Consider the following 22,504-nt stretch of genomic DNA (forward strand, 5'->3'; position numbering starts at 1 on the left):
TTCTTATACAGTGTTTTCGAGATGCTGATTCTTGACGCGTTTCTCCAGGGCTGCGCGCTGAAGCTTCAACTCCTCCATCAGTTCGCCACTGTAAACTACCGATGTTTCCATGTTTCGGTACGGCCCGTGACGCGCAGCGCAGGCCCAGTTGTAGGAGCCTGCACACATGACGTGATCATCGACCATGATGAGCTTGCTATGAACCCGGTCGACTACTTTCACTGTCACGTTATCCTCGGCAAGCGCTTTGCAGCACCTTTCGAAGCGAGCCGCTTTCTGGGTATCCGGCTGATCACCATTGGCGGTATTGAAGCGATGGTCGGTATAGATCGTAATGGCAATACCACGGGCAGCCGCCTTTTGCAGTGCCGTCAGTAATCCGGTTTCATCCAAGCGTCTGTAGGAGATCCAGGGCGAGACCATATCCAGTCGTGAGCTGACGAGTTCAAGCAGCTCTTTTATGCAGTCGTCATGCTCCTCGGCATCGTTGATCACTCGCGGCTTTCGACAAAGTTCGAGCAGATCGGGGCGTGCAATGCTGGCAGTAAACAGCAGTTCGTTTTCTTCACGACTGAACAGATACCTCCCCAACAAGTGGCGCGGTGTTCCCCGCGGTGCAGCGTCAATAACGTCCATATCGCCAAATACAAGGAAGCTATCCTTGGCCCGTGATACTGCTACGTTAAGCAGCGAAGGGTCTTGGTCGATAAAATTGCCATCGTCGTGCCGCGAATAGACTGCTGAAAAAATAACGATAGGGCGCTCGGCTCCCTGCAGAGCATGCACGGTACCGACCGTCATTTCGTCTTCGCCTCGGCCTATCTTGATATCCCTTGCGCGGCATTCACTCTCGATCAGAGTGGCCTGCGCTTTAAAAGGTGTAACGATGCCGACAATTTTTTCCAAAGGTTTGCCATGTACCGTTTCCAGTCGGCTACGCTGCTCCACCAGCCATTCGGCTACCGTGACTGCCTCGAGCCGGTTGACACGGCTTGCTGAAGGCGGCGTCTCAGCCCGGCCATCAACATGCACGTAGCCAAAAGGCGGCAGTTCGTGATCAGTAGCCAATGTGGTGCGCAGCGGTTGCAACAACCCGCGATAGCAGAGGTCATTGCAGTAGGCGATGATGTCGTTCAAGCAGCGGCGATGTTCGCGCAGGAACATACCTGGCTCAGCCTGCTCAAGGTAATGGTAGCGACTGGCTTGCTGAGCGATCCGCATCACGCTGCCGTCTACGACAGAGCGCCCGCCCTCACGCAGCCCTTCGTACCTATCCAGGGCAGTCATAATACCCTGATGGGAAAGATTACCCACATCGACTGCCTGTGATTGTGTGGCAACCGGCTTAATCTGATGCACATCGCCAATAGCCAGCACACGCTTGGCCAGCGCCATGGATGCTCCCGCCACATCAGGGGCCACCTGCCCAGCTTCATCGATAATCAACAGGTCGATCTCATTGATGAGGTACTCGTTCCGATACTGTCCTTCGCCTTCAAATACGCTGTGGGTCATGTGCGAGGGTAACGAGTGCAGCGTCGAAACGATGCAGGGCGTCAACATCATGCGTCGACGCCAGCGGGGGCGCACTTTACTCAGGCCCGGCTTTTCACGCCCTTTGGCCGTTTGTTCAGCCAGCTCCTCTGAACGCTCCGCGCACTCTTCGAGCCAACGCGCCTCCCAGTAGTGCACGGACAGCTGGAAGAGGTGAAAACGCAGCGATGTATCCAGTCTCTGATCAAAGGCGTCAAAAGACGCCGGTAATTCATTGAGGCTCAGCGCTCGATAAGCGGATTCGAGCTTTGCCGCCGCCTGTTCCACCCCTTGTTGCCATTGCTGGCACTCTGCCAGAAAGGCTGTTTTCTGCTCGATGGCCTCGCGCTGCTTGGCCAGCCATAGTTTCAACACGGACTCTGGAGCACTCGCCGCTGACGCTTGTTCGATCAACCGCTGCGTATCAGCGCTCAGGTGCTCTTCGATAAACAGCTCTCGCCTCAAACTGCGCTTTTTGGCCACTGGTGGTAACACGGCTAGCAGTGATAGCCACATTGGCTCTTCGGCACAGAAGCGTTGCCACTGCTTGAGATCAGCCTGAATGGTATCTTGCTCCGTTTGCAGCGCGGCGAGTGCCTTCTGCTCGCGCGCCAGTGTTTCCTCGGGCGTATCTCCCAGCGTTTTAATCAGCTGTGTTTGAAGCGCTTCCCTCTCCGTCCAGTGCTGTTGCAAGGTAGACAGTTGTGCTTGCTTGTCTGTTAGCCGTTGATGGAGCCGCTCTCGGACGCTATCTATACGGTCAAGTGTCTCATCACCAAGGGCTTGCCGGGCATGTTGCATAAACAGCGGTTCGGCGCTATCTAGATACTCCGGCGATTCGATGCGGCGATAGAACGATGGCGTCTGATAGTGTTTTGCCGCCTCGTTCTCCTTGCTACGGGCCGGATAATAGCCGCCGTAACTGGTGATCTCAGGCAGCCAGCGCCCACCGAAGGCGTCATCCGTTTCTTCAAACTCCTTGGCGAAGGCTTCAAGCACATTGGTGACAGCCTGGTTATTGGTCGAGGCTGCCACGATCAACGGTGGCTCTGTCTGATCAAGCGCGGCTTTTACCCACAGCGAGGCGACGGCCGAAAGAACGAACGTGGTTTTCCCCGTGCCCGGCGGGCCGTTGACTGCCAGCACCTCTCCTTCTTCCATCGCCATGACCTGGGCCAACGCATCGCGTTGGGCGATTGCCAGGGGGTATAGCGTATTGGCGTGACCAAGACGGTTCGACATGCCTGACAATGGCTTTACGCAAGATTGGTACTGTTCGACCTTCGCCAGGGCATAGGCGTCTAGCAGTGGCAAAGGCTTATCCGTGGTGGAAAGCCAGTCATAGAGCTTAATGATATGGTGCGCCGCGCCCAGTTGTTCATCAACCTTGACGATTCGCGCTTCATCCGCACTCACGAATGCCGTTTTAAGCAACTCTTTCGGGCACAGCTCGTCGAACAATTGACGCGAGATGTTGTAATACGTTTTCCATCGTGTCTGGTGCTCGTCTTGCTCGCTTTTCTCCAGCAGCGTTTGCGCTTCGCTCTCTGACCAGACTTTTGGTTCAGCCTTACTCAAGAAGCGATCCTGATCCGCAACGTCAGCCAACGTAAAACGGTCATCGGCCTGGGGGCGAAGAAGATCACGAGGGATGACCGGCGGCTCGGCGGGAATCAAGTGACCGTCGCGGGACACCCACAAACCACAGATTAAGGGTGTTATAACATCGGGGAAAAGCGCCTGCTTTTTAGCCCCGTGTTCCTGCAGCACCTTGTAAACTGCCGGCCGTAACATTACCCGTACCAGCTGGACGGATTCTGGCTCACCTTCGAACAGCTTTTGTAGCACTGAATGGTCGGGCGGTAGACGCCCTTCACGATAAAAGGTACTTTCCAGGCTTTCAGTTTGCCCCAGCTCCTTTTTGGTCAGCGCCCCGCGGCCGCTCTCAGCGTCTGCCAACGAATTGCGCCAGTAACGAAGCCACTGCTGGGCCGAGGGAGTGGTGGTCTCTGCCTGAGTCATGCCGTTGCCTTCTTCCTTGTGCGTTTTGCTGGCGCTTTTGCCGCCCGTTCTGCCTTGATCCTCTCCAGTAGCGCCTCGGCGCTGTTCTCGCCGCTGATCAGCTCGGGGTTATCCTTGCGCCACTGCTCGGTCAGCTCACCGCGAAAGGCTTTGGCGAGGATGGACTGGGAGAGGTTATTTACTCGCGCTAGCGCTTGATTGACCTGCAGCTCGATACGGTCGGCGTGGGCGAAAAGCTGGTCGACTCGGCTGACAATTCGGGCTTGCTCAAATAGTGGAGGGAGTTGCAGCTCTAGCTTTCTGAACTTGGTTAAATTCACTTTTTGCTGAGCAACGCCTGCTGAAATAGACAATACAGCGAGACGGAATTGCTCGGATTGCATTGCGTAGGCGACGTAGTCTCTACAAGCAAATGACTCATCTACAGAAAGCTTAATACAATCAGCTGTGATGACCGCTTCGGGGCGACTTAATGGATATATTGCAACATCGCCAGGAGGGTCTCCCATTTTAGTGATTAAAATATCACCAGGAAGAACCCTGTGGGCTTTCAGTTCTTGAAACTTTTCACTGGATACAAACTTTGTTGCACTATCCCCGAATTGAATAGCTCGAATTTCTCTGACGAAGACTAGAGGGTGTCCAGACTTACGGTAGTCTGAAACTTTCAGGTTGCTACCGAAAGGCCCAATTCCTAATGAATACTTCTGTTTTTTTGCTAGTTGCTCAACTGGCGTTGGCTTAAATATATCATCAGGTAAGCCTGTCAACCGCCCACTCACTGCCGCTGCCAGCACAGACTGGCGAAAGCGCTTGAGGATTTGTGGGATGCGCTCAAGGCGGGCTTTGGTGTTTTCTACCTGGATCAGCAGGGTGTCGAGTTTATCGACGATGACTTTTTGTTCGGCGAGAGGAGGTAGCGAAAATTCCAGCCCCTTCAGAGCTTCTAGCCGTATTCCCTTGACCGTGGTGCCAGTGCCCATTTGTTCTATTAATCGCGCAACAGATCTATACCAGTAAACAAGATAATCCCGGTGGATTTCAGCTGGGAGAAAGAGAGCTTTCAGATCTTGATTGATTGCCGAGTCAAAATGAGCGGTTACGATCTTTCCTAAGCTCATTCGTGTCGCAATGATTGGGATGCCCGCAGGGATGATATTAGTGCTGCTATTTTCTACAGCTTCAGGCGAGATGTGATCTACAGTATCTATAAGGACTTGCTTGTTCATGTCCTTAACGCTCATCCAGGGTATATCACCTTGGTAATACTCAGGTTTCGATTTACTTGGTGTTCCACCTCCAACGATTCGCTGAATCACTTCCTCTAATGGCACATTAACCCACTGCTGGGGAATAACTTTTACAGTCATTGCTTAACACCACCCATCACTTCCTTCAACAACACCCGCTGCCCATCCGCTTCTTCTTCAGCCCCCAATTCCCGCATCAAGCTATCCAACTCGCCCATCGCTTGCACCAGCTCGCTCATTGCTTCACCAGCCAGCACGCTGGGTTCCGGCAGATTGGCGGCATCCACGCTGTCCTTGTCCTTGAGCCAACTGATATCCAGCGAGTCGCCCTTGGTGTCACGAATCCACTCGCGGCTGAAGCAACGCCAGCGGGATTTGGCGAGGCGGTCATCGCTGACGTTCTGATTTTCCTCAGTGGCGTCAGTATCGACCGCGATTTCTTCGGCGTTGAATGACCATTCGCCCTCCTGGCGTTTACTTTGGCCGTTAGAGTCATCGCCAAATACCGCCTCGAACGGCTTCAAGTGCTGTTCGCCAAAGGGAGTGCGCTTACCAAAGCTAGGCATATTGGTGCGCAGGTCGTAGATCCAGATGTTCTCGGTGCAGCCGGTATCCTGGTATTTATCCGCTGCACTACCCTTGGTGAAGAACAGCACGTTGGTCTTCACGCCCTGGGCGTAAAAAATACCGGTGGGCAGGCGCAGGATGGTGTGCAGGTTGCACTTATCCATCAGGTCGTGGCGCACATCGGTTCCCACGCCCGCTTCAAAAAGCACGTTATCCGGTAGTACCACCGCGGCGCGGCCACCGGGTTTGAGGTTGCGGTAGATGTGCTGAAGAAAGGCGAGCTGTTTGTTACTGGTTTTGTACGTCAGGTCGTCGCGGGTGATGCTGGCGTCACCCCCTTTGCTGGTGCCGAAAGGCGGGTTGGCCAGTATTACATCGGCTTTGGCGAGGCTTGCGCCCGCTTGGCCCAGGGCGTTGCCGAGATGCACCACGCCTTCGTCATCGCCTTCCATGCCGTGTAGCAGGCAGTTCATTAACGCCAGGCGGCGGGTGCCGGGCACCAGTTCAATGCCGACAAAGGCTTTGTTTTGCTGAAAAAGCTGCTGCGGGGCATCCAGGTCGGCCAAGCCATCGGTGTGCTCTTTAATGTATTGGTCGGCGGCGGTTAAAAAGCCCGCCGTGCCTGCTGCTGGATCTTGAATAATTTCACTGTGTTGGGGCTTTAGGCAGCGCACCATGCTGTTGATCAGTGCGCGGGGCGTAAAGTACTGGCCTGCACCGGATTTGGTTTCGTTGGCGTTCTTCTCCATGAGACCTTCGTATAAATCGCCCAGGCCATCTTGTTGGGCGCTAAACCAATCGATTTGATCAAGGGCTACGACCATCTGTCTTAAATGCCGCGGCTCTCTGAGGCGAGTTTGTGCATCGGCATAAACAGCTGTTATCAATGGGTCGTTATGTATTTGATTGCCTTGGCTGTCTTTGCCCGTCGATAAAGCGAGCAAAATTCGTTTATACGTTTCGAGCAGGTTCTGACCATCTTTGCTGTTCAGATCCGTCCAGCGGCAGCCTTCCGGTAGCGGGTGCTTTTTCAGGGTGCCCGCTTCAGTGTTCTCATGCACCATCTTGATAAACAGCAGGAGCACTAGCTCGGTGACGTAGTCGGAGTAGTTGATGCCGTCATCGCGCAGTACGTCACACAGATTCCAAAGTTTTTGAACGATGTCGTTGTGGGTCATGGAGGAGCCTTTTAACCCGCTTTAATAATGAGCGGGGGGGATTAAGTGAGTTGTCCGGCAAGGGCGTTGCGGACTGTATTGACCGAGATATTTTCTGATGCTTGAAGCACGGCTCGGGGAAATAGCACCGCGTAGGCTGCTGACTGGGTGTGAGTACCGGCCAGTCGAGGATGTAAACGACTTTTTAGCTGCTGAGCGGTTTCATGGTCGTTGACCCCCTCACCCAGTACATCTAGTAGGGCCCCTTCAAGGCAAGTAGGCGACCAGAGGATAATCTTGTAGTCGTGTTTTATGGCCTTGTCGCGATCCTGCTGGGTAGGTGGCACATCGGCGTCAAGCACAAGAAAGCGTTGGTCGAATGCTAGGTGTCCATATTTTCTGGTGGCATTGGTAATGATATTGCCGGGCGAGCCCCCCGACTGTTTTTCTATCGTCGGCTTAATGTCTGCGTAGTCGGTTCGAAACTGCTGATGCATATGTTTAACAAAGGCTTGATCGTCTGGGCCTTCACCTACAATCAACAGGGCCGTTTTACTTGTTTGCCGATGGCGTCGCTGGTGAGTATGTTTCCTTGCCATGATCGGTTACAGCTCCGGGGTGGCGCCAAGGGCTCCGGCCATGTATTTGGCATACAGATTGTCGTCGGAACGCAGGCCTGTCATATCGTCTAACCGCCAAGCCTCGCTGTTTTGGTTGCGCTTCTCGACCAAGTAGACCTGATGCTTTTGCAGTAAATTTAGCACCTCGGGGGTGTGGCAGGTGAAAATCAACTGCGCCTGATGAGGGTTTGTGTGGTCAAATTCAAACCACTCCAGCAGGTGCGGTACCAGGTGTGGATGCAGGTCATTGTCGATTTCGTCGATAACGGCAATGCCACCTTTTTGTAGGGCGTTCAAAATAGGCTGAAGCAGCACAAACGCAGATTGAGTGCCGCTGGACTCCTCGAAGAAGGGCAGTTCAAACGCTTGGCCATCGTCAGTTTTGTGCAGGCCAAAAGGAACAAACACATCTTCTTCCTTGCCTGCTTCATCTCGCCCTGTCAGCTTGCGTATTTCAACACTGCTGAGGCCGAGGTCAAACGTACTCATGGCCTCGGACATACGCTTGAGCAATTCGGGGGCTTTCTGAAACTTTGCTGCGGCCCCCACCACCTCACCGTGCTGAAAATGTCGTCGTCCAGTGCTTACAACATTGGTTTCAAGATGGTCAAAAAAAACGATGAAGGGCTTTGCTTCAGCGATATCGTAGCTGTGGGCAGCGCTGATCAGTGACGTATTGCCTCGGAGCTTCTCGGCCTGGGCTTTAGGAAACGGAAAGCCTTTTTGTTTAAAGCTATATCCTTGCTGTGTTTTTTCACGCTTAAATAAATAGCTGTATTGAGCACTCGTTTTTTCATAGAGCGCCTCGAAAATGACCTCTTGTGGCGTCAGTTCCAATTGGTAACGGTAGTCGATGCCACCGATCATAAACTCAAGCTCAAAGCGGCATGGTTCGTTAGCATGTAACCGATGGACAGCGAAAGGAATATCAAGATCAGGGTCGTTGCCTAAAAAAGACTCGGAGGCAAACCAGCTCAGAAATGCCAACGGCTTAAGGAATTGCGTTTTACCTGAGCCGTTGGCGCCTACTACCGCAATGGCTTTGTTGTAGCGTTCGCCATTGATATCGATATCGTAGCCAGACGGCGTGGGCTTTTTGCCCAAGGCAAAGTCGATGACGGTATCATCAGCAAAGCTGTAAAAATTTTTGAAACTCAGGTTTTTGATCATATTCTTCAGTTTTCAACAATATTTTGTTGATACTGCGCTATTGGTGGTGTGATTTCAAGGTGGAATCAGCCGGTCTCTGGCCACATGGCCTCATTCAGCTCTTCCAACACGTTGTCCAACTGCTCCCCCAGCACTTTATCCAGCTGTTTTGCGCCGCCTTGGAAGGCGGGAAGCTGGTTGACCGTCTCACGGTCGAGAATGACTTCTTTGGTGAGTTGTTTGGCCAGTTTTCCCAGCCACTTGCGCTGGTTGGGCGTCCAGTCGTGCTGGGTGTAGAGGCGATCCATGGCATCGGCGACGCGCTGCTCAAACGGCTTTAACGGCTCGCCGAGGGCGGCGCGGCGAATGTGGCCGATGATGCTGGCGGCGATATCCTGATTGGTGTGGTTGCGCACCGCGCTCTGCAGGTTGGCTTCCGAGTAACCGTGGTTATCCAGCAGCACTTTCACCTCTTTCAACTGTGCTCGGGTAAGATCGCGGGGTTGGTTAACCACCACGGCCAGGGCGGCGGACTGGTTGATCTGCTCGCTGATAAACGCATTGAAGCTATCCAGATAGTCTTCCGGGCGTTTATGTACACCGTAGCTCTGGCTGCGCTCGCGAATCTCATCGTCGTGGTCGGAAATCACCGGCATGCGGTCGCTGCCCACCAGCTGTTTTACCTCGGCTAGCTGGTGTATCAAGCCGCTATGCTGGCGAAGAAACGCAGATGCCTGCCTTGGCCCTAACTTATGTAAGTGCTCATGGAGCTTGTTTGGCTCCACGCCCCATAGGTTGTGCAGCTCATTGAGCTTTTGTTTAAGCGCGGGTTTGTTTTCCGCTTTGGAGTCGGCCTTACGCAGTACGCGCATGACTTTTTGGCTGAGCTGGCTGAGCACTACATCAGCCTGGCTTTCACCTTGCTGTTCGCCAGGGCTATTCAGGGCGTTTTCTAGCTGGTGCGCATCGGTCAGTTCATCGACTAGCTGTGTAAGGCTGATATTGGGGTCACGCACCAGCGGCTTCATGGTGTTGACCTCCGCCAGGGCGGCGTAGATATCCACCGGGTCGTAGATGGTGAACACGGTCTTGCCGATCTCATCACAGCGACGAGTGGCTCGGCCAATCATCTGTTCAAATAGAATCCGTGAGCGCACTTGGCGCATAAACACCAAGTGGCAGATTTTGGGCACATCAATGCCGGTGGTGAGTAGATCCACAGTAATGGCGATATTGGGGTAGCGCTCGTTTTTATAGCGCCGGATCAGTTGGTCGACCTTGTCGCTTTTACCAGTGATTTTAGCCACCGCGGCCTGGTGATAGCTGCCGTTATAAAGCGCTTTGAAGGCGTCATCCAGCAGCCGTTTGACCATATCAGCGTGGAGGTCGGTGGCGCAGAAGATCAGCGTTTTTTCGTCGCCAAACGGGTCTAGTTCTTCGGCCAACTGCTCACAGATCACGCGGTTGAAGTTTTCGTTGATGACCTGGCGATTGAAGGCGTCGACGTCGAAGCGCAGCTCGTCTTCTAGCTCGGTGGTATCGACTTCGCCGGTTTGGGTGTTGACCACCTCGATGGGTTTACCCTTCTCAAACTGGATGCCTTCTTGGGTCAGCAGGGTTTCATAGCGAATCGGTGGCTCGTGGTCAATCAGCCAGTCGTCCGCTACCGCTTCCCGATAGGAGTAGGTGTAAACCGGCTTACCAAAAATCTCGCTGGTATGCTTGGCCGGGGTGGCGGTGAGCGCGATTTTGATCGCATCGAAGTAGTCGAGCACCCGGCGGTAGCTGGAGAGGTACTGACTGACATCGCGGGTGGCCAGCTCGCCTTCGGTCATCTCCTGGTCGAGCGTGTAGCCACGGTGGGCTTCGTCGATGATGATGCAGTCGAATTGATCAATCGGCGGCGGCGCATCGCTGGCAAAAATGCGTTTCACCATGGCCTGCACGGTGGCGACCTGCACGCGGGTCTCGGCTTCTGCTGCCATATCGCCCAGCTCTGCCACATTGTAGATTTTGCTTAGGGTTTGGTTCTGCTCTAACGGGTCTTCGTTGAAGGCATCAATGGCTTGATCGCCAAGGGCGGTACGATCGACCAGAAACAGAATGCGGTGAAAGCGTTCGGTTTTTAAAAACCGGTACATAAGGCCGATGATAGTGCGTGTTTTGCCAGTACCCGTGGCCATGGCCAGCAAGGCAGCGCGGCTACCGTGGGCCAGGACGTGCTCGGTAGCCAGAATCGCCTTTTGCTGATACTCCCTAATCCGTAGGTAACCGAAAGGCTCGTGTTTAAGCAGCTTGTCGGCGTTTTCTCTATCGCGCTCCAGCAGGTTTAACAGGCCGCCGGGGGTATGAAAGCGGGGTAAGGCGCGGCGAGTGTTACTGGGTTCTCGCACATCGCGAAACCAGGTGCCCGACTGTTCGGCTAGCTGAGGCAGGTAGGGGCGACCGTTGCAGGAGTACACAAAGGGTACTTTAAAGTGGCCCTCTTCATCGGCGGGCCAGGCGACGGTGCGTCCGGCAAGCTCCCAGGCGCCCACCAGCGGTGGTCCAACGTTTAGGCCTTTGCTGTAGCGCTCGGATTGATCAATCTTGCCCGCGACATTAATGTTCTCTTTCTTGGCTTCGACCACGGCAATCGGCGTTAAGCCGCAAAATAGCACGTAATCTGCTCGTTCTTTTTGGCCATTGGTTTGTTGTGCGGGCTGAGTGGGCCATTCGGCAATGGCGCGGTAGGTACCTTTCTCGGGACGGGCGCCTTTTTGATAGCTGATCTCTTGGCTGTCAGCTTCCCACCCCGCTTCATTGAGTTGCTGGTCAATCAGTAGGCGCGTTAGCTCTTCACTCAGTACCAGAGTGTTGCTGGCGGCTTGGGTTTTGCTGACTACCTGCTGGCGCTGCAGGTTAACGCTGCTTTCGCCCTGGGCGGTGAGCTGTGTTTGCAGGGCGCGAATTTTGCCTTCGTAAGCCTGTTGCTGTTGGGCCAACGCTTGTTCGTGGCTTTGTGCCTGTTTGGCCAGGGCGCGGGACTCTTCATCCATAGCCAACGCCAGTGCTTCATACTCCTGCTTCTCTTGCTCGACCAACTGGCTAAGCTGCTGGCTACTGTCCAGTGCCTTGTTGGCGTGTTGAAGTTCGTGGCGGAGCTTTTCGATATCGGCCTGCAGCTGGCGCAGCTGTGCGCTGGGATCAGCGGGTGGGACAAAGGGGCCGGGCTTGAAGGCGGTGCCTGCCTTGCCAAAGGAGCGGTGAAACCAGATAGCCAGTTCACGAGCCAGCTTTAGGCCATCCATAGCTGCTTTATGGCGGGTGCGGAACTGGTGAGTGGCTTTGTTGCCTTCAACTCGCAGGGTGTGAAATAGCTCTTTCACCTGGGGTTCCAAGCGCAGCTCGCGGTTTAAGCGGTAGAGCAGGTCGGCTTGGCTGGTTTGGTCATCAAACTCGATCCCGGAGATTGCCGCCATATGCTGGGCAAGCGCTTCTCCCAATTGGCGCAGCTTAATTAAGGTGGTGTTGGGGTCGCTAACAAAGGCGTGTTCGGCAGCGGTGGCCAGTTCGACAAACAGCGCATCATGCTCTGCTAAAAAGCCAAAGTTGCTGGGAGGATAGGGCGATGTCATTACATTTACTCTCCATATCTTTGCCAATTGGCTTTGTCGCAGTGTTGCATCACCACCCATACTAATGAAATAGAGTGTGCTTAGCTAAGTGTACTTTTGGGGGCATGCTATTGATCACTCATCGCCCAGCGCTTGCTGTTTAAGTTGTTCGACTGCCTGAGCCCGCTCCCGCTCTAGCTCGCGTTTGAGCTCATCCTCTGAGGGCAAATACGGCAGGTATTTCGCCGCAAACAGCTGTTCTTGCTCGGCCAGCACCGAGTACTTCACCACGGCTTCGCTTTTTTCGCTGCACAGCACAAGGCCTATGGTGGGGTTATCATCGCTGCCTTTGCGCTGCTCATCGTATAGGCGCACGTAGGTATCCATCTGGCCAATATCCTGGTGCTTGAGTTTGCCGAGCTTTAGATCCACCAGTAAAAAGCATTTCAGTTTGAAGTTGTAGAACACCAGGTCGATGTAGAAATCCTCGTCATCAAAACGGATGCGTTGCTGGCGCTCCACAAAGGCAAAGCCTTTGCCTAGCTCCAGTAAAAACTGCTGCAGGTTGCTGATAATGGCCTGCTCTAGATGGCTTTCCTGATAGGTTTTATCCTGCAGATTAAGAAAATCCAGAATGTAAGGATCACGCAGATAGTCTTTGGCGGTTTCTGCCAACGGCTGGGTGTTTTGTTGAGCTTCGGCTTCCACCAGGGATTTGTCTTGGCTGGCCAGGAGGCGCTCGTAGTAAAGGGTATTAATCTGGCGCTCCAGGGCGCGTACGCTCCAACTGTGCTGTTCTGCCTCTTGTTGATACCACGTTCGCGCACTTGGGTTTTCTACCTTCGCTAGCAGGTTGTAATGTGACCAACTCAATTCGAGAGACACTGTCTCCCGAATTGGAAAGGCTTGGTAAAAGCGGCGCATATTGCGCAAGTTAGTGACATCAAAGCCTTTACCCAACCGCTCGGTTAGCTGTTGCGAGAGCTGCTGTAGCTGCTGCTTACCATACTCGGCACGGCGATTGCCTTGTTGTTCGTGCTCGACAATTAAACGGCCTATTTCCCAGTAGCTTTGTACCATGGCCGTATTCACGGCTTGGCGTACTTGCCCGCGGGCCTGCTCTATCTGTTGGATAATCGCGCTAACCAGGCGACTAAAAGCGGTTGGGTTCTGCTCCGTCATAGGCTTACCCCCTGGCGTCATAGCGGAATGGCGGCTGGCTTAGGTTTAACAATATCAAATTTTGCCGATTTAAGGACGCCTTTACATGCCCACCCTACGCCACTTCACGTTAACCCTGTTGCTCGCTGTGTTGAGTGTATTTTCGGTTACCACCCAGGCGAACGACGCAACCTGGCAGGCGCTGAAGGAGGGCGGCTTGGTAATTCTAATGCGCCACTCCCTAGCCCCTGGTATTGGCGACCCGCCGGGTTTTGAGCTTTCTAAGTGCGATACCCAGCGCAATCTCTCTGCTCAGGGGCGCGCCCAGGCACAAGCCGCTGGTCGTGCGTTGCGTGAGCGGGCTATCCCCATTGCGGCGGTATATTCGTCACGCTGGTGTCGGGCGCTGGATACCGCCGAGCTAATGGCTCTGGGCAGTGTTGAACCTGCGCCGTGGTTAGACTCCTTCTTTCGCGGGCGTGGTGATCAGGCGTCAATCACTCAGACCGCCCAAGAGCAGATTGCCGCGTGGCAAGGGCCGGGAAATTTGCTACTGGTTACCCATCAGGTGAATATCACCGCGCTGGTTGGCAGCGGCGTGGGTTCTGGCGAAATGATTGTGGTACGCCCAGCAGAAGATTCGTTCCAGGTAGTGGGGCGGCTAAGCCTTAGCGGCCAATAGTTTGAGTTTGCTCCTTAACCGCAGGTGCAGTTATAAAGTAAAAAAGCGATACCGTTTAGGAACTCTTTATGAAAGCCGTTGTTTTTGAGCAATTTTCCGCCCCACCCCAGATCCAGCAACTGCCTGATCCCACCTCTGAGCCCCACGGCGTGGTGGTGAGAGTGATGGCGACCGGGGTCTGCCGCAGCGATTGGCACGGCTGGGTAGGGCACGATACTGATATCCAGCTCCCCCATGTGCCGGGGCATGAGCTGGCAGGCGTTGTGGAAGCCGTAGGCAAAGATGTAAAGCAATGGCGCATCGGCGATCGCGTCACGGTGCCGTTCGTGGGTGGTTGCGGAACTTGCCCGGAGTGCCACTCCGGCAACCATCAGGTGTGCGATAGCCAGTTTCAGCCTGGTTTTACCCACTGGGGCTCCTTTGCCGAGTATGTGGGGATTCACTACGCCGATGTGAATTTGGTCGCGCTGCCAGAAACACTCGACTTCGCCACTGCGGCCAGCCTGGGCTGTCGGTTTGTGACTTCATTTCGGGCGGTGGTCGATCAGGGCCAAACATCGGCCGGACAGTGGGTGGCCGTTCACGGCTGCGGTGGTGTGGGGCTATCTGCCGTGATGATTGCCAACGCCATCGGCGCTAACGTTGTCGCCATCGATATTTCGGAAGAGGCGCTTACTCTAGCCCGTCAATTGGGCGCTATCGCCACCGTGAATGCCGCCAAGGTGGCCAATGTGGTTGAAGCGGTGGCGGACATAACCCGGGGAGGCGCTCACGTGTCGATGGATGCGCTAGGGCACCCGATGACCTGCTTTAACTCCATCAGCAACCTGCGTAAACGCGGCAAGCATATTCAGGTTGGGCTGATGTTGGCGGAGAACAGCACACCGGCTATTCCCATGAGTAAGGTCATTGCCAACGAGCTGGAAATTCTGGGCAGTCATGGCATGCAGGCCCACCGTTATGACGCCATGCTGGCGATGATTCAGTCTGGCAAGCTGGCGCCTGAAAAGCTTATCGGCAAACGCATCACCCTTGAGCAGTCAATTAAGGCGTTGATGAACATGGATAAGTTTGAAGGGGCGGGCGTGACGGTGGTGACGGAGTTCTAAGCAGGCGATAGCGGCGATGACACGTAACAATTTCCTGCAATGAAACGAGGCAAATTATTCGCTCCTAATCCTCTGCTGTAGGTTTTACGCTGGGCAGTATTGATAAGGAGTAAACGATGCCAACAGATACTACCCCAACAGTTCGCCGGGTAATCGCCCAGCATCCGGCCCGGCGCGATGATATCGGAGATCTAACCACCCGGCGGCCATTGCCGGGGCCGGGTCTTGATCAGCTCGACCCGTTTCTGTTTTTGAATCACCACGGCCCGCAGACGTATCCGGCCAATAACCGTGGGCTGCCCTTTGGCCCGCACCCGCACCGGGGCTTCGAGACAGTAACCTTCATTCTGGAGGGCTCGCTGGCCCATGCGGATAGCACCAAGCACCAAAGCGTTATCAACGCCGGTGGCGTGCAGTGGATGACTGCGGGCAGCGGCATTGTGCATGCGGAAATTTCGCCGCCGGAGTTTTTGCGTGACGGCGGCCCGCTGGAGATTCTGCAGCTGTGGGTCAATCTACCGGCGCGTTTGAAGATGAGCGAACCGCGCTACGTTGGGCTGCAGCAGGAGTCAATTCCCGCCATTGCGTTGCCGGGCGGCGGTGAGCTGAACCTGATTGCCGGGCAGTGGCAGGGTGACGCTGGCCCTATCGACACGCTGACGGGGATATTTATGTCAACGCTGCGGCTGCCTGCCGGATCGCGGGAGCAGTTACCGGTAGCGCCTGGGCGACAGGTATTTCTCTACGTGGTGGAGGGAAACGTTGAGGTAGGCGGCGAACCCGTTCAGCCTCACCATCTGATCGAGGTAGACCGCGATGGCGAGCGCCTCGACATCGAAGCCAGCAGCGATGCACGTCTGCTGTTTGGTCATGGCGATGTCATCGACGAACCCGTCTACTCCCATGGCCCCTTTGTGATGAACACCCGCGAAGAGATTGTCCAGGCGGTTGATGACTACCAGAACGGCAAATTTGGCGGGCTCGACGGCTAAGATTATTTAAAGACAGGGCTGTTTAAAGACAGGGTATTGGGTAAAGAGAGTCGCTATAACGGCTCGCCGCGGTAGTAGTGCCACAGAAACAGCGAACCCACGCTGCGCCAGGGCGCCCAGTGTTCGACTAGCTGGCGGGCCTGCTTGGGCGTGGGTTTGTCATCCATACCCTTAAGGCGGCCAAGCGCTACTCGCAGGGCAAGATCATCGGCGGGGAAAATGTCTGGGCGCTTCAGCGAGAACATCAGATAGATCTCGGCGCTCCAGCGGCCAAACCCACGCAGCTGGGTAATCGCGGCAATCGCCTCGTCGTCGCTTAGCTGCTCAAGCCCATCGGCGGTAAAGGTGCCCGCCAGTTCCGCTTCTGCCAGCCCCTTGGCGTACTCGATCTTGCGCCAGGAGAGCCCTGCATCGCGCAGCGCTTGGCCCTCTACCTCCATAACCGCTTTGGCATGCAGTTCAGGCAGCAGCGCATTGACGCGCGCCATAATCGCACGGGCGGCTTCGGTGGAGAGTTGCTGGCTAACTATGGTACTGAAAAATGTCGCAAAATCCTGGTCGCGCTGGCGTGGGGCAGGCGCGCCTACCAATGGATAGGCGCGGGCGATATCGGGGTCTGCCTTGGCGAGTGCTGCCATGGCATGCTCGATCATATCAGAGGACGCGTTATCAGATGTCATGACGGCTCCTGGCTAAAATGAGTATTTTTTTGCTCATTAATTGAGCTTTTAGCTATTTTTGAGTATTAAAATGCACATTATGTTGCCTTCCGCCCGTTGGGTCTGCAAACCGGCTAGGTGCCGCGTAACCGCCATCTGCGTGAGCGTTTGCTTTCAGGTGGATCCCCTATAGCCTGACCGCCAACCACCTTATCCAAACATTCCTGTTCAGCCCAACTTAACGATTGAGTTCGCCCGTTAACTTTTTAAACGCGGCGTGTTTCTACTTTCGTCTAATCCTGCGATCATTTGCGCCATCGTGATACCAACAGGGCGGTATCCCAAGGAGATAAGCATGCAGGATTCGTCGTCTCAAGGGCTGGCGCGCAACCCGCGTTTGGCCGAATTTGTGTTGGCGCTGGGTGGCTTTGGAATCGGCACCAGCGAGTTCGTCATTATGGGCTTGATGAACCGCGTGGCGGGTGATTTAGCCGTAACCGTGCCCCAAGTGGGCTATGCGATTAGCAGCTACGCCCTGGGCGTGGTAGTGGGCGCGCCGCTGATTTCGGCGCTGGCTGCGCGGGTGCCTAGGCGGACGCTATTGATCGTACTGATGCTGGTGTTTGCGGTGGGCAATATTGCCAGCGCCATGGCACCGGGATTCTGGTCATTTGTTGGCCTGCGTTTTCTGGCTGGTCTGCCCCACGGTGCCTATTTTGGCATCGCCGCGCTGGTGGCTGCGGGGGCAGTGCCGGTAGATCAACGGGCGCGGGCTATCTCCCGGGTGATGATGGGCTTAACCGTGGCGATTCTGATTGGGGCACCGTTAGGTACCTGGACGGGTAACCTGTTTGGTTGGCAGATCGCCTTTGCCGGCGTAGGGGGCATTGCGCTGCTCACCGCGCTGTTAATCCGCTTGCATGTGCCGGTTCAGCCCATTGATACCCTGGCAAGCCCCGTTCGAGAGCTGTCAGCGCTGCTTAAACAGCGGGTGCTGGTCACCCTGGCGCTCGCCTGTATTGGCTGCGGCGGTATGTTCGCTATTTTCAGCTATGTGATGCCGACTTTGACCCAGCAGGCGGGTATGAGCGAAGCGTTGGGGCCTTTGGTACTGGTGATCTTCGGGCTGGGCTCGATTGCCGGTAATTTAATTGGTGGGCGCATGGCGGATAGAAACCTGATGCGCGCCATACCGACCATTTTGCTCTGGTGTGGAGTGATCCAGGGGCTGTTTTACTTTGCGGCGAATAACGTTTGGACGGGGCTGCTGTTCGTTGGCCTGGTAGGTACCAGTATGGCGCTGGCGCCTTCGTTGCAAACCCGCTTAATGGATGTGGCCGAAGATGCTCAAACCATGGCGGCCTCGCTGAATCATGCGGCCTTCAACGGTGCCAACGCGTTAGGAGCGTGGCTGGCCGGGCTTGCGATCAGCGCTGGCTTTAGTTGGTCAAGTACGGGACTAGTCGGCGCTGGTTTGGCGCTCTGCGGCTTGGTGATTTTTGCCGCTGGGCGCTGGCTGGAAAAGCGGACTGATGGGGCATTAGTTCATAACACTTAACCTTCTTATTGATAGGGCCGCGGACGGCTAAGTGGCAAAGTTGGTAAATCCTTTCTAGTGTGTAAGGTGAATACCCATAAGGAGATGACCATGCATACTCAGGAATCGAAAACGCCACGTATTCTAGCCCTAAGCGCAATTGTTGCATTAACAGTAGGTTTAGCGGGCTGCGGCTCCACCACCGGTGAGCGCGCTACAAGCGGTGCTGGCGTAGGCGCAGCAGTAGGCGCCGGTGCCGCCGCCGCGACGGGAGGTAGTGTTACCCAGGGCGCGGTTATTGGGGGTGGTGTTGGCGCTGCAACCGGTGCTGCTACAGATGAAGATGATATTAGCCTCGATTAAGCGCAGATAACGCCCTTTAGCGGCACAGCCGAAACCCGCGCATGCCCATATGAAAGTGATCGGCATGCGCGGCGTTGTAGTCAGGCCCTAGCACGTTGCCAAAGGTATCGCAGGCGCCATCACGGGCGGCGCGTAAAAACTCTCCCACCTCACCGTCATCATCCCAATTGTTGATCAGAGTAATGCGCTGCCCATTCTCAAATTGAAACCCCGTTACATCCAGCGCTTCGGCGGTGGCGTGTTCACTGCGCCTGCCGGTTTCGCGGCCGTAAACGTTACGGCAGGCAAAGCTGCCCACGTGATTAACCTGGCTAACCCGGCTGCCCATAATCTCCTCGGCGGCAGGCTGTAACGCATGGCGCTCATACATGACCCAGGCCAGTGCCAACGGGCAGGAGGCCACGAAGCTTTGGTTGAACGCAACATCGCTAGAGTGCATACGCACAACATTAGTGAGAGGGCAGCTTGCCGTGGGGGCGTAATCGGCTAACGATGTGTAGCGCAACTTACCTTCAGGCGCGGTATCCAAAGCAGCTAGACAGCCATTGCGATCATCCGCCAAGCGGCTTAGCTTAAGCTGCGTAACCGGCGTGATAGGGTCATCAATATGCAGCGGTGCCCAAGGCGCCCAGTGGCGGGGGATTTCTATCAGGCCTTTTTGCAGGGCCACGCCCAGTGCAATGAGACCTAAAATTAATAGCGTACTGCGCATGCCTACCTCCCTGTATGTCACCACCAACGCTACAGTCGTCGCGCAGGGTGTGCGATACTGCGCAGCCTTGCTGCTCTGCTGCAGTCGCGCTACTTGTTTTTGCTACTTTTATCCGCTACTTATTTTTCGCTAACTGAAGGGAAAGTACTTCATGTCCCAAGGTACGCTGTTTATCGTTTCTGCCCCGTCGGGTGCTGGCAAGACTAGCTTGGTGCGTGAGCTAATCGAAAGCCTGGATGGGATTCAAGTGTCGGTGTCGCACACTACGCGTGCCAAACGCGAGGGTGAGGTGGATGGTGTGAACTATCATTTCACCGATGTGGCCGAGTTTGAAGCGATGATCGCGCGCGGTGAGTTCTTTGAGTATGCCAAAGTATTCGATAATTACTACGGCACCTCACGCCAGGCGGTAGAGGTGTTGCTGGCAGCAGGGCAGGACGTGATTTTAGAAATCGACTGGCAGGGCGCCCAGCAGGTGCGCGAGCAAATGCCGGATGCGGTGTCGATTTTTATTCTACCGCCCTCGCGTAACGAGCTGGAGAGACGCCTCGCTAGCCGCGGCACCGATGAGCATGCAGTGATTGCCCGGCGTATGCGCGATGCGGTGAGTGAAATGTCCCATTACCACGAATATGATTACCTGGTGGTTAACGATGACTTCACCACGGCGCTGCAGGAGTTACAGTCGTTGGTGATCAGCCGCCGCTTGAGTCTCCCGGTAATGAGCGAGCGCCACGCGCCGCTATTGGCTGCGCTCTTGTCACAGGCGCCTACGGTCGAGTAATCTATCTGGTTCTACCGTGTTTTTAAATACGGCTTTAAATGCGTTTTTTCCGCTGGGTCGATGCCGTTTGCAACTTTTTAATGGCGTCGGCCCGGTTCCGTCATAACAGGAAGGCTCCCATGGCTCGCGTAACTGTTGAAGATTGTCTTGAAAATGTTGAAAACCGTTTCAAGCTGGTAATGATTTCCACCCAGCGTGCTCGACAGCTGGCGCGCGGCTCCCGCGATGCTCTGCTACCCTGGGAAAACGATAAACCCACGGTGATGGCGCTGCGTGAAATTGCCGCAGGCCTGGTCGATCACACTGTGCTCGACGAGCCCGTTGAAGCCGCTGTTCGTCCGCGCCCGGCTATGGCGCCTACTCATATCGACGACTAACGTTTTCAACGACACCGATAGAGGCGCGGTAGATGTTCACCATTGATGACCTGGCCGATAGACTCGGCGGCTATTTACCCCCGGATGAAATCCAGCAGGTCAAACGCGCCTTTTACTACGCTGAGCAGGCCCATGACGGCCAGCGTCGGCGTTCCGGTGAGCCCTACGTTACCCACCCGCTCGCGGTAGCGAATATTCTCGCCAATATGCACATGGATCATCAAAGCCTGATGGCCGCCATGCTGCACGACGTTATCGAAGACACCGGCGTTTCCAAAAAAGCCCTGGAGTCTCAGTTTGGTAAACCGGTAGCCGAACTGGTGGATGGGGTCTCCAAACTTACCCAGATCACCTTTGAAGACAAAGCCGTTGCCCAGGCGGAAAACTTTCAGAAGATGGTGCTGGCGATGTCGCGGGATATTCGCGTCATCATCGTTAAGCTGGCCGACCGGCTGCATAATATGCGCACTCTGGGCGCCTTGCGCCCTGATAAGAAGCGCCGCATCGCCCGCGAAACCCTGGAAATTTACGCCCGTATTGCCGGGCGTCTGGGTATCAATACGATTCGTATCGAGCTTGAGGATCTCTCCTTTCAAGCGATTCACCCTATGCGCGCGGAGCGTATCAAACGCGCCGTTGCCAGTGCGAGGGGACACCGGCGCAGCGCTATGCGCGAAATACAGTCATCGCTGCAAAAAAGCCTGGATGACGACGCACTCAACGGTACGGTGGTAGGACGCCAAAAGCATCTGCTGTCGATCTATAAAAAGATGCGCGACCAGCGTAAGCCCTTTGCCGAAATTATGGACGTGTTTGGTTTTCGCATCATTACCGAAGATGTGGCCAGCTGCTACCGTATTCTGGGCGTGGTGCATAACCTCTATAAACCGGTGCCAGGGCGCTTTAAAGACTATATTGCGATCCCCAAAGCCAACGGTTACCAGAGCCTGCATACCACCCTGTTTGGCTCTCGCGGTATGCCCATTGAAGTGCAGATACGCACCCGCGAAATGGAAGCGATGGCCAATAACGGCATTGCCGCCCACTGGCTTTATAAAGCAGGGCAGACTTCGCACCCGATTGCCGAGGGCAGCCATGCTCGCGCCCGTGCTTGGGTGAAAGGGCTGCTGGAAATGCAGCGTCATGCCGGCGACTCGCTGGAGTTTATCGAACACGTTAAAAACGACCTGTTTCCTGACGATATCTACGTGTTTACGCCTAAAGGCGACATTATGGAGCTCCCCCAGGGCGCTACTGTGATCGACTTCGCCTACACCGTGCACACGGATATCGGTAATAACTGCATCGCCTGCCGTATTGATCGCCACTTGGCGCCGCTTTCGACGCGCTTAGAGAGCGGCCAGACACTGGAAATTATTACGGCCCCTGGAGCTAAGCCAAATCTTGCTTGGCTTAACTTTGTGACCACGGCCAAGGCGCGTTCAGCGATTCGTCATGCGCTGAAGTATCAGCAGCAGACCGAAGCGGTCATGTTAGGGCGGCGCTTGCTCAATAAAGCGCTGGCGCCATTTGATACCAGTCTGGAAGAGCTGGATGAGAGTGTCCTCAAGCGGGCCTTCAAAGAGCTGGATGTGACTTCCGAAGAGGCACTATTGGAGTCGCTCGGGCTGGGTAACCGCATGACCCACGTAGTGGCTCGCCGCTTGGTGGATGCAGCCCATGGTGATCAGACCTATGAGCCTCCAGTAGGCGTTGACGGTAGCAAAGCCGTGATGATCAGCGGCAGCGAAGGCATGGTGATTAACTTTGCGCGCTGCTGCCATCCGCTGCCGGGCGATCCGGTGGTTGGCCACCTTTCCACGGGTAAAGGCTTGGTGGTGCATCGCGCCGAGTGTAAAAACGTGGTGGATAAGAACTTCGCCGATAAAAACGATCCAGATAAGCTCTTCGCGCTGGAGTGGTCGGATACCATTGATGAAGACTTCCCGGTTGCGCTGCGCATAGAAATTGAGAGCCGGAGGGGGCTGGTCGCGGAGCTTGCCGGGCTAGTTACCGATGCGGATGCCAACATTGAACGGATTGGCATTGAAGAGCGCGATGCCCACCTTTCCACCGTTAACCTGACGCTTTCGGTGAAAGGCCGCGTGCACTTGGCACGCATCATTAAACGCATCCGTAATCTTCCCAACGTTGGCAAGATAACCCGACTCGCCAATTAACGGCGACTATTACGATATGCCGATAAAAATCGGCAGTGATCGCTATTTTTCAGC

General features: G+C 55.1%; 17 protein-coding genes. 8 read left to right on the forward strand and 9 right to left on the reverse strand.

The features are described 5' to 3' along the window. Positions 1–3: 3 nt before the first annotated feature. The 7 genes from QT231_RS14335 to QT231_RS14365 all read right to left on the reverse strand — a co-directional run bounded on the left by QT231_RS14335 (position 4) and on the right by QT231_RS14365 (position 13,076). Entirely contained in the window at positions 4–3,555 is a 3,552-nt protein-coding gene (locus QT231_RS14335) for an AAA domain-containing protein (protein WP_308337531.1), read from the reverse strand. Then, complete coding sequence (locus QT231_RS14340; protein WP_308337532.1) at positions 3,552–4,925, reverse strand: restriction endonuclease subunit S; 1,374 nt, start codon at positions 4,923–4,925, stop codon at positions 3,552–3,554. Before QT231_RS14340 ends, QT231_RS14335 begins: the two co-directional genes overlap by 4 nt. Continuing rightward, on the reverse strand, positions 4,922–6,550 hold the full coding sequence (locus tag QT231_RS14345) for an N-6 DNA methylase (RefSeq protein ID WP_308337533.1): 1,629 nt from the start codon (positions 6,548–6,550) through the stop codon (positions 4,922–4,924). Before QT231_RS14345 ends, QT231_RS14340 begins: the two co-directional genes overlap by 4 nt. A gap of 41 nt (positions 6,551–6,591) precedes the next feature. Further along, positions 6,592–7,128, reverse strand: coding sequence for a hypothetical protein (locus QT231_RS14350; RefSeq protein WP_308337534.1), 537 nt, complete (start codon positions 7,126–7,128; stop codon positions 6,592–6,594). Positions 7,129–7,134: 6 nt separating this feature from the next. Continuing rightward, entirely contained in the window at positions 7,135–8,319 is a 1,185-nt protein-coding gene (locus tag QT231_RS14355) for an ATP-binding protein (protein ID WP_308337535.1), read from the reverse strand. 65 nt (positions 8,320–8,384) lie between these two features. Next, entirely contained in the window at positions 8,385–11,915 is a 3,531-nt protein-coding gene (gene hsdR, locus QT231_RS14360) for a type I restriction-modification system endonuclease (RefSeq protein WP_308337536.1), read from the reverse strand. A 114-nt stretch (positions 11,916–12,029) separates the two neighbouring features. Next, positions 12,030–13,076, reverse strand: a complete 1,047-nt coding sequence (locus QT231_RS14365; RefSeq protein ID WP_308337537.1) for a PDDEXK nuclease domain-containing protein — start codon at positions 13,074–13,076, stop codon at positions 12,030–12,032. Between the two features lie 85 nt (positions 13,077–13,161). Here QT231_RS14365 and QT231_RS14370 point away from each other — a divergent pair, with 85 nt between their 5' ends. The 3 genes from QT231_RS14370 to QT231_RS14380 all read left to right on the forward strand — a co-directional run bounded on the left by QT231_RS14370 (position 13,162) and on the right by QT231_RS14380 (position 15,838). Further along, on the forward strand, positions 13,162–13,737 hold the full coding sequence (locus tag QT231_RS14370; RefSeq protein WP_308337538.1) for a histidine phosphatase family protein: 576 nt from the start codon (positions 13,162–13,164) through the stop codon (positions 13,735–13,737). A 68-nt stretch (positions 13,738–13,805) separates the two neighbouring features. Next, on the forward strand, positions 13,806–14,846 hold the full coding sequence (locus QT231_RS14375; protein ID WP_308337539.1) for a zinc-dependent alcohol dehydrogenase family protein: 1,041 nt from the start codon (positions 13,806–13,808) through the stop codon (positions 14,844–14,846). A gap of 116 nt (positions 14,847–14,962) precedes the next feature. Further along, positions 14,963–15,838 carry a pirin family protein gene (locus QT231_RS14380; protein ID WP_308337540.1) on the forward strand — a complete coding sequence of 292 codons (876 nt, stop codon included), beginning with the start codon at positions 14,963–14,965 and terminating at the stop codon, positions 15,836–15,838. Positions 15,839–15,891: 53 nt separating this feature from the next. On the opposite strand, the gene QT231_RS14385 is transcribed toward QT231_RS14380, so the two are convergent. Further along, positions 15,892–16,518: a DNA-3-methyladenine glycosylase 2 family protein gene (locus tag QT231_RS14385; protein ID WP_308337541.1), complete on the reverse strand. Its 627-nt coding sequence runs from the start codon at positions 16,516–16,518 to the stop codon at positions 15,892–15,894. Between the two features lie 334 nt (positions 16,519–16,852). On the opposite strand from QT231_RS14385, the gene QT231_RS14390 reads away from it, so the two are divergent. Next, on the forward strand, positions 16,853–18,055 hold the full coding sequence (locus QT231_RS14390) for an MFS transporter (protein WP_308337542.1): 1,203 nt from the start codon (positions 16,853–16,855) through the stop codon (positions 18,053–18,055). Positions 18,056–18,145: 90 nt separating this feature from the next. After that, the gene (locus QT231_RS14395; protein ID WP_308337543.1) at positions 18,146–18,397 is read left to right on the forward strand and encodes a hypothetical protein; all 252 of its coding nucleotides are present in this window, start codon (positions 18,146–18,148) and stop codon (positions 18,395–18,397) included. 16 nt (positions 18,398–18,413) lie between these two features. Here the strand turns inward: QT231_RS14395 and QT231_RS14400 are convergent, their stop codons facing one another. Further along, a complete protein-coding gene (locus tag QT231_RS14400; protein WP_308337544.1) occupies positions 18,414–19,109 on the reverse strand; it encodes an extensin family protein in 696 nt (231 codons plus the stop codon). Between the two features lie 151 nt (positions 19,110–19,260). Between QT231_RS14400 and gmk the strand changes: the two genes are divergently transcribed. The 3 genes from gmk to QT231_RS14415 all read left to right on the forward strand — a co-directional run bounded on the left by gmk (position 19,261) and on the right by QT231_RS14415 (position 22,450). After that, positions 19,261–19,893, forward strand: a complete 633-nt coding sequence (gene gmk, locus QT231_RS14405) for a guanylate kinase (RefSeq protein WP_308337545.1) — start codon at positions 19,261–19,263, stop codon at positions 19,891–19,893. A gap of 119 nt (positions 19,894–20,012) precedes the next feature. Further along, a complete protein-coding gene (rpoZ, locus tag QT231_RS14410; protein WP_007112267.1) occupies positions 20,013–20,270 on the forward strand; it encodes a DNA-directed RNA polymerase subunit omega in 258 nt (85 codons plus the stop codon). Positions 20,271–20,302: 32 nt separating this feature from the next. Then, a complete protein-coding gene (locus QT231_RS14415) occupies positions 20,303–22,450 on the forward strand; it encodes a RelA/SpoT family protein (RefSeq protein ID WP_308337546.1) in 2,148 nt (715 codons plus the stop codon). The last annotated feature ends 54 nt before the right edge of the window (positions 22,451–22,504 follow it).

This window comes from Halomonas sp. SpR1 (genome assembly GCF_031010175.1).
Classification (GTDB): Bacteria; Pseudomonadota; Gammaproteobacteria; order Pseudomonadales; family Halomonadaceae; genus Vreelandella.

Bases quoted from the DNA above. Each gene is read 5' to 3' on its own strand.
- gmk (WP_308337545.1), top strand. From the start codon at position 19,261: ATGTCCCAAGGTACGCTGTTTATCGTTTCTGCCCCGTCGGGTGCTGGC.
- QT231_RS14350 (WP_308337534.1), bottom strand. From the start codon at position 7,128: ATGGCAAGGAAACATACTCACCAGCGACGCCATCGGCAAACAAGTAAA.
- hsdR (WP_308337536.1), bottom strand. From the start codon at position 11,915: ATGACATCGCCCTATCCTCCCAGCAACTTTGGCTTTTTAGCAGAGCAT.
- QT231_RS14390 (WP_308337542.1), top strand. From the start codon at position 16,853: ATGCAGGATTCGTCGTCTCAAGGGCTGGCGCGCAACCCGCGTTTGGCC.
- QT231_RS14385 (WP_308337541.1), bottom strand. From the start codon at position 16,518: ATGACATCTGATAACGCGTCCTCTGATATGATCGAGCATGCCATGGCA.
- QT231_RS14395 (WP_308337543.1), top strand. From the start codon at position 18,146: ATGCATACTCAGGAATCGAAAACGCCACGTATTCTAGCCCTAAGCGCA.
- QT231_RS14355 (WP_308337535.1), bottom strand. From the start codon at position 8,319: ATGATCAAAAACCTGAGTTTCAAAAATTTTTACAGCTTTGCTGATGAT.
- QT231_RS14380 (WP_308337540.1), top strand. From the start codon at position 14,963: ATGCCAACAGATACTACCCCAACAGTTCGCCGGGTAATCGCCCAGCAT.
- QT231_RS14375 (WP_308337539.1), top strand. From the start codon at position 13,806: ATGAAAGCCGTTGTTTTTGAGCAATTTTCCGCCCCACCCCAGATCCAG.
- QT231_RS14345 (WP_308337533.1), bottom strand. From the start codon at position 6,550: ATGACCCACAACGACATCGTTCAAAAACTTTGGAATCTGTGTGACGTA.
- QT231_RS14415 (WP_308337546.1), top strand. From the start codon at position 20,303: ATGTTCACCATTGATGACCTGGCCGATAGACTCGGCGGCTATTTACCC.
- QT231_RS14340 (WP_308337532.1), bottom strand. From the start codon at position 4,925: ATGACTGTAAAAGTTATTCCCCAGCAGTGGGTTAATGTGCCATTAGAG.
- QT231_RS14370 (WP_308337538.1), top strand. From the start codon at position 13,162: ATGCCCACCCTACGCCACTTCACGTTAACCCTGTTGCTCGCTGTGTTG.
- QT231_RS14365 (WP_308337537.1), bottom strand. From the start codon at position 13,076: ATGACGGAGCAGAACCCAACCGCTTTTAGTCGCCTGGTTAGCGCGATT.
- QT231_RS14400 (WP_308337544.1), bottom strand. From the start codon at position 19,109: ATGCGCAGTACGCTATTAATTTTAGGTCTCATTGCACTGGGCGTGGCC.
- rpoZ (WP_007112267.1), top strand. From the start codon at position 20,013: ATGGCTCGCGTAACTGTTGAAGATTGTCTTGAAAATGTTGAAAACCGT.
- QT231_RS14335 (WP_308337531.1), bottom strand. From the start codon at position 3,555: ATGACTCAGGCAGAGACCACCACTCCCTCGGCCCAGCAGTGGCTTCGT.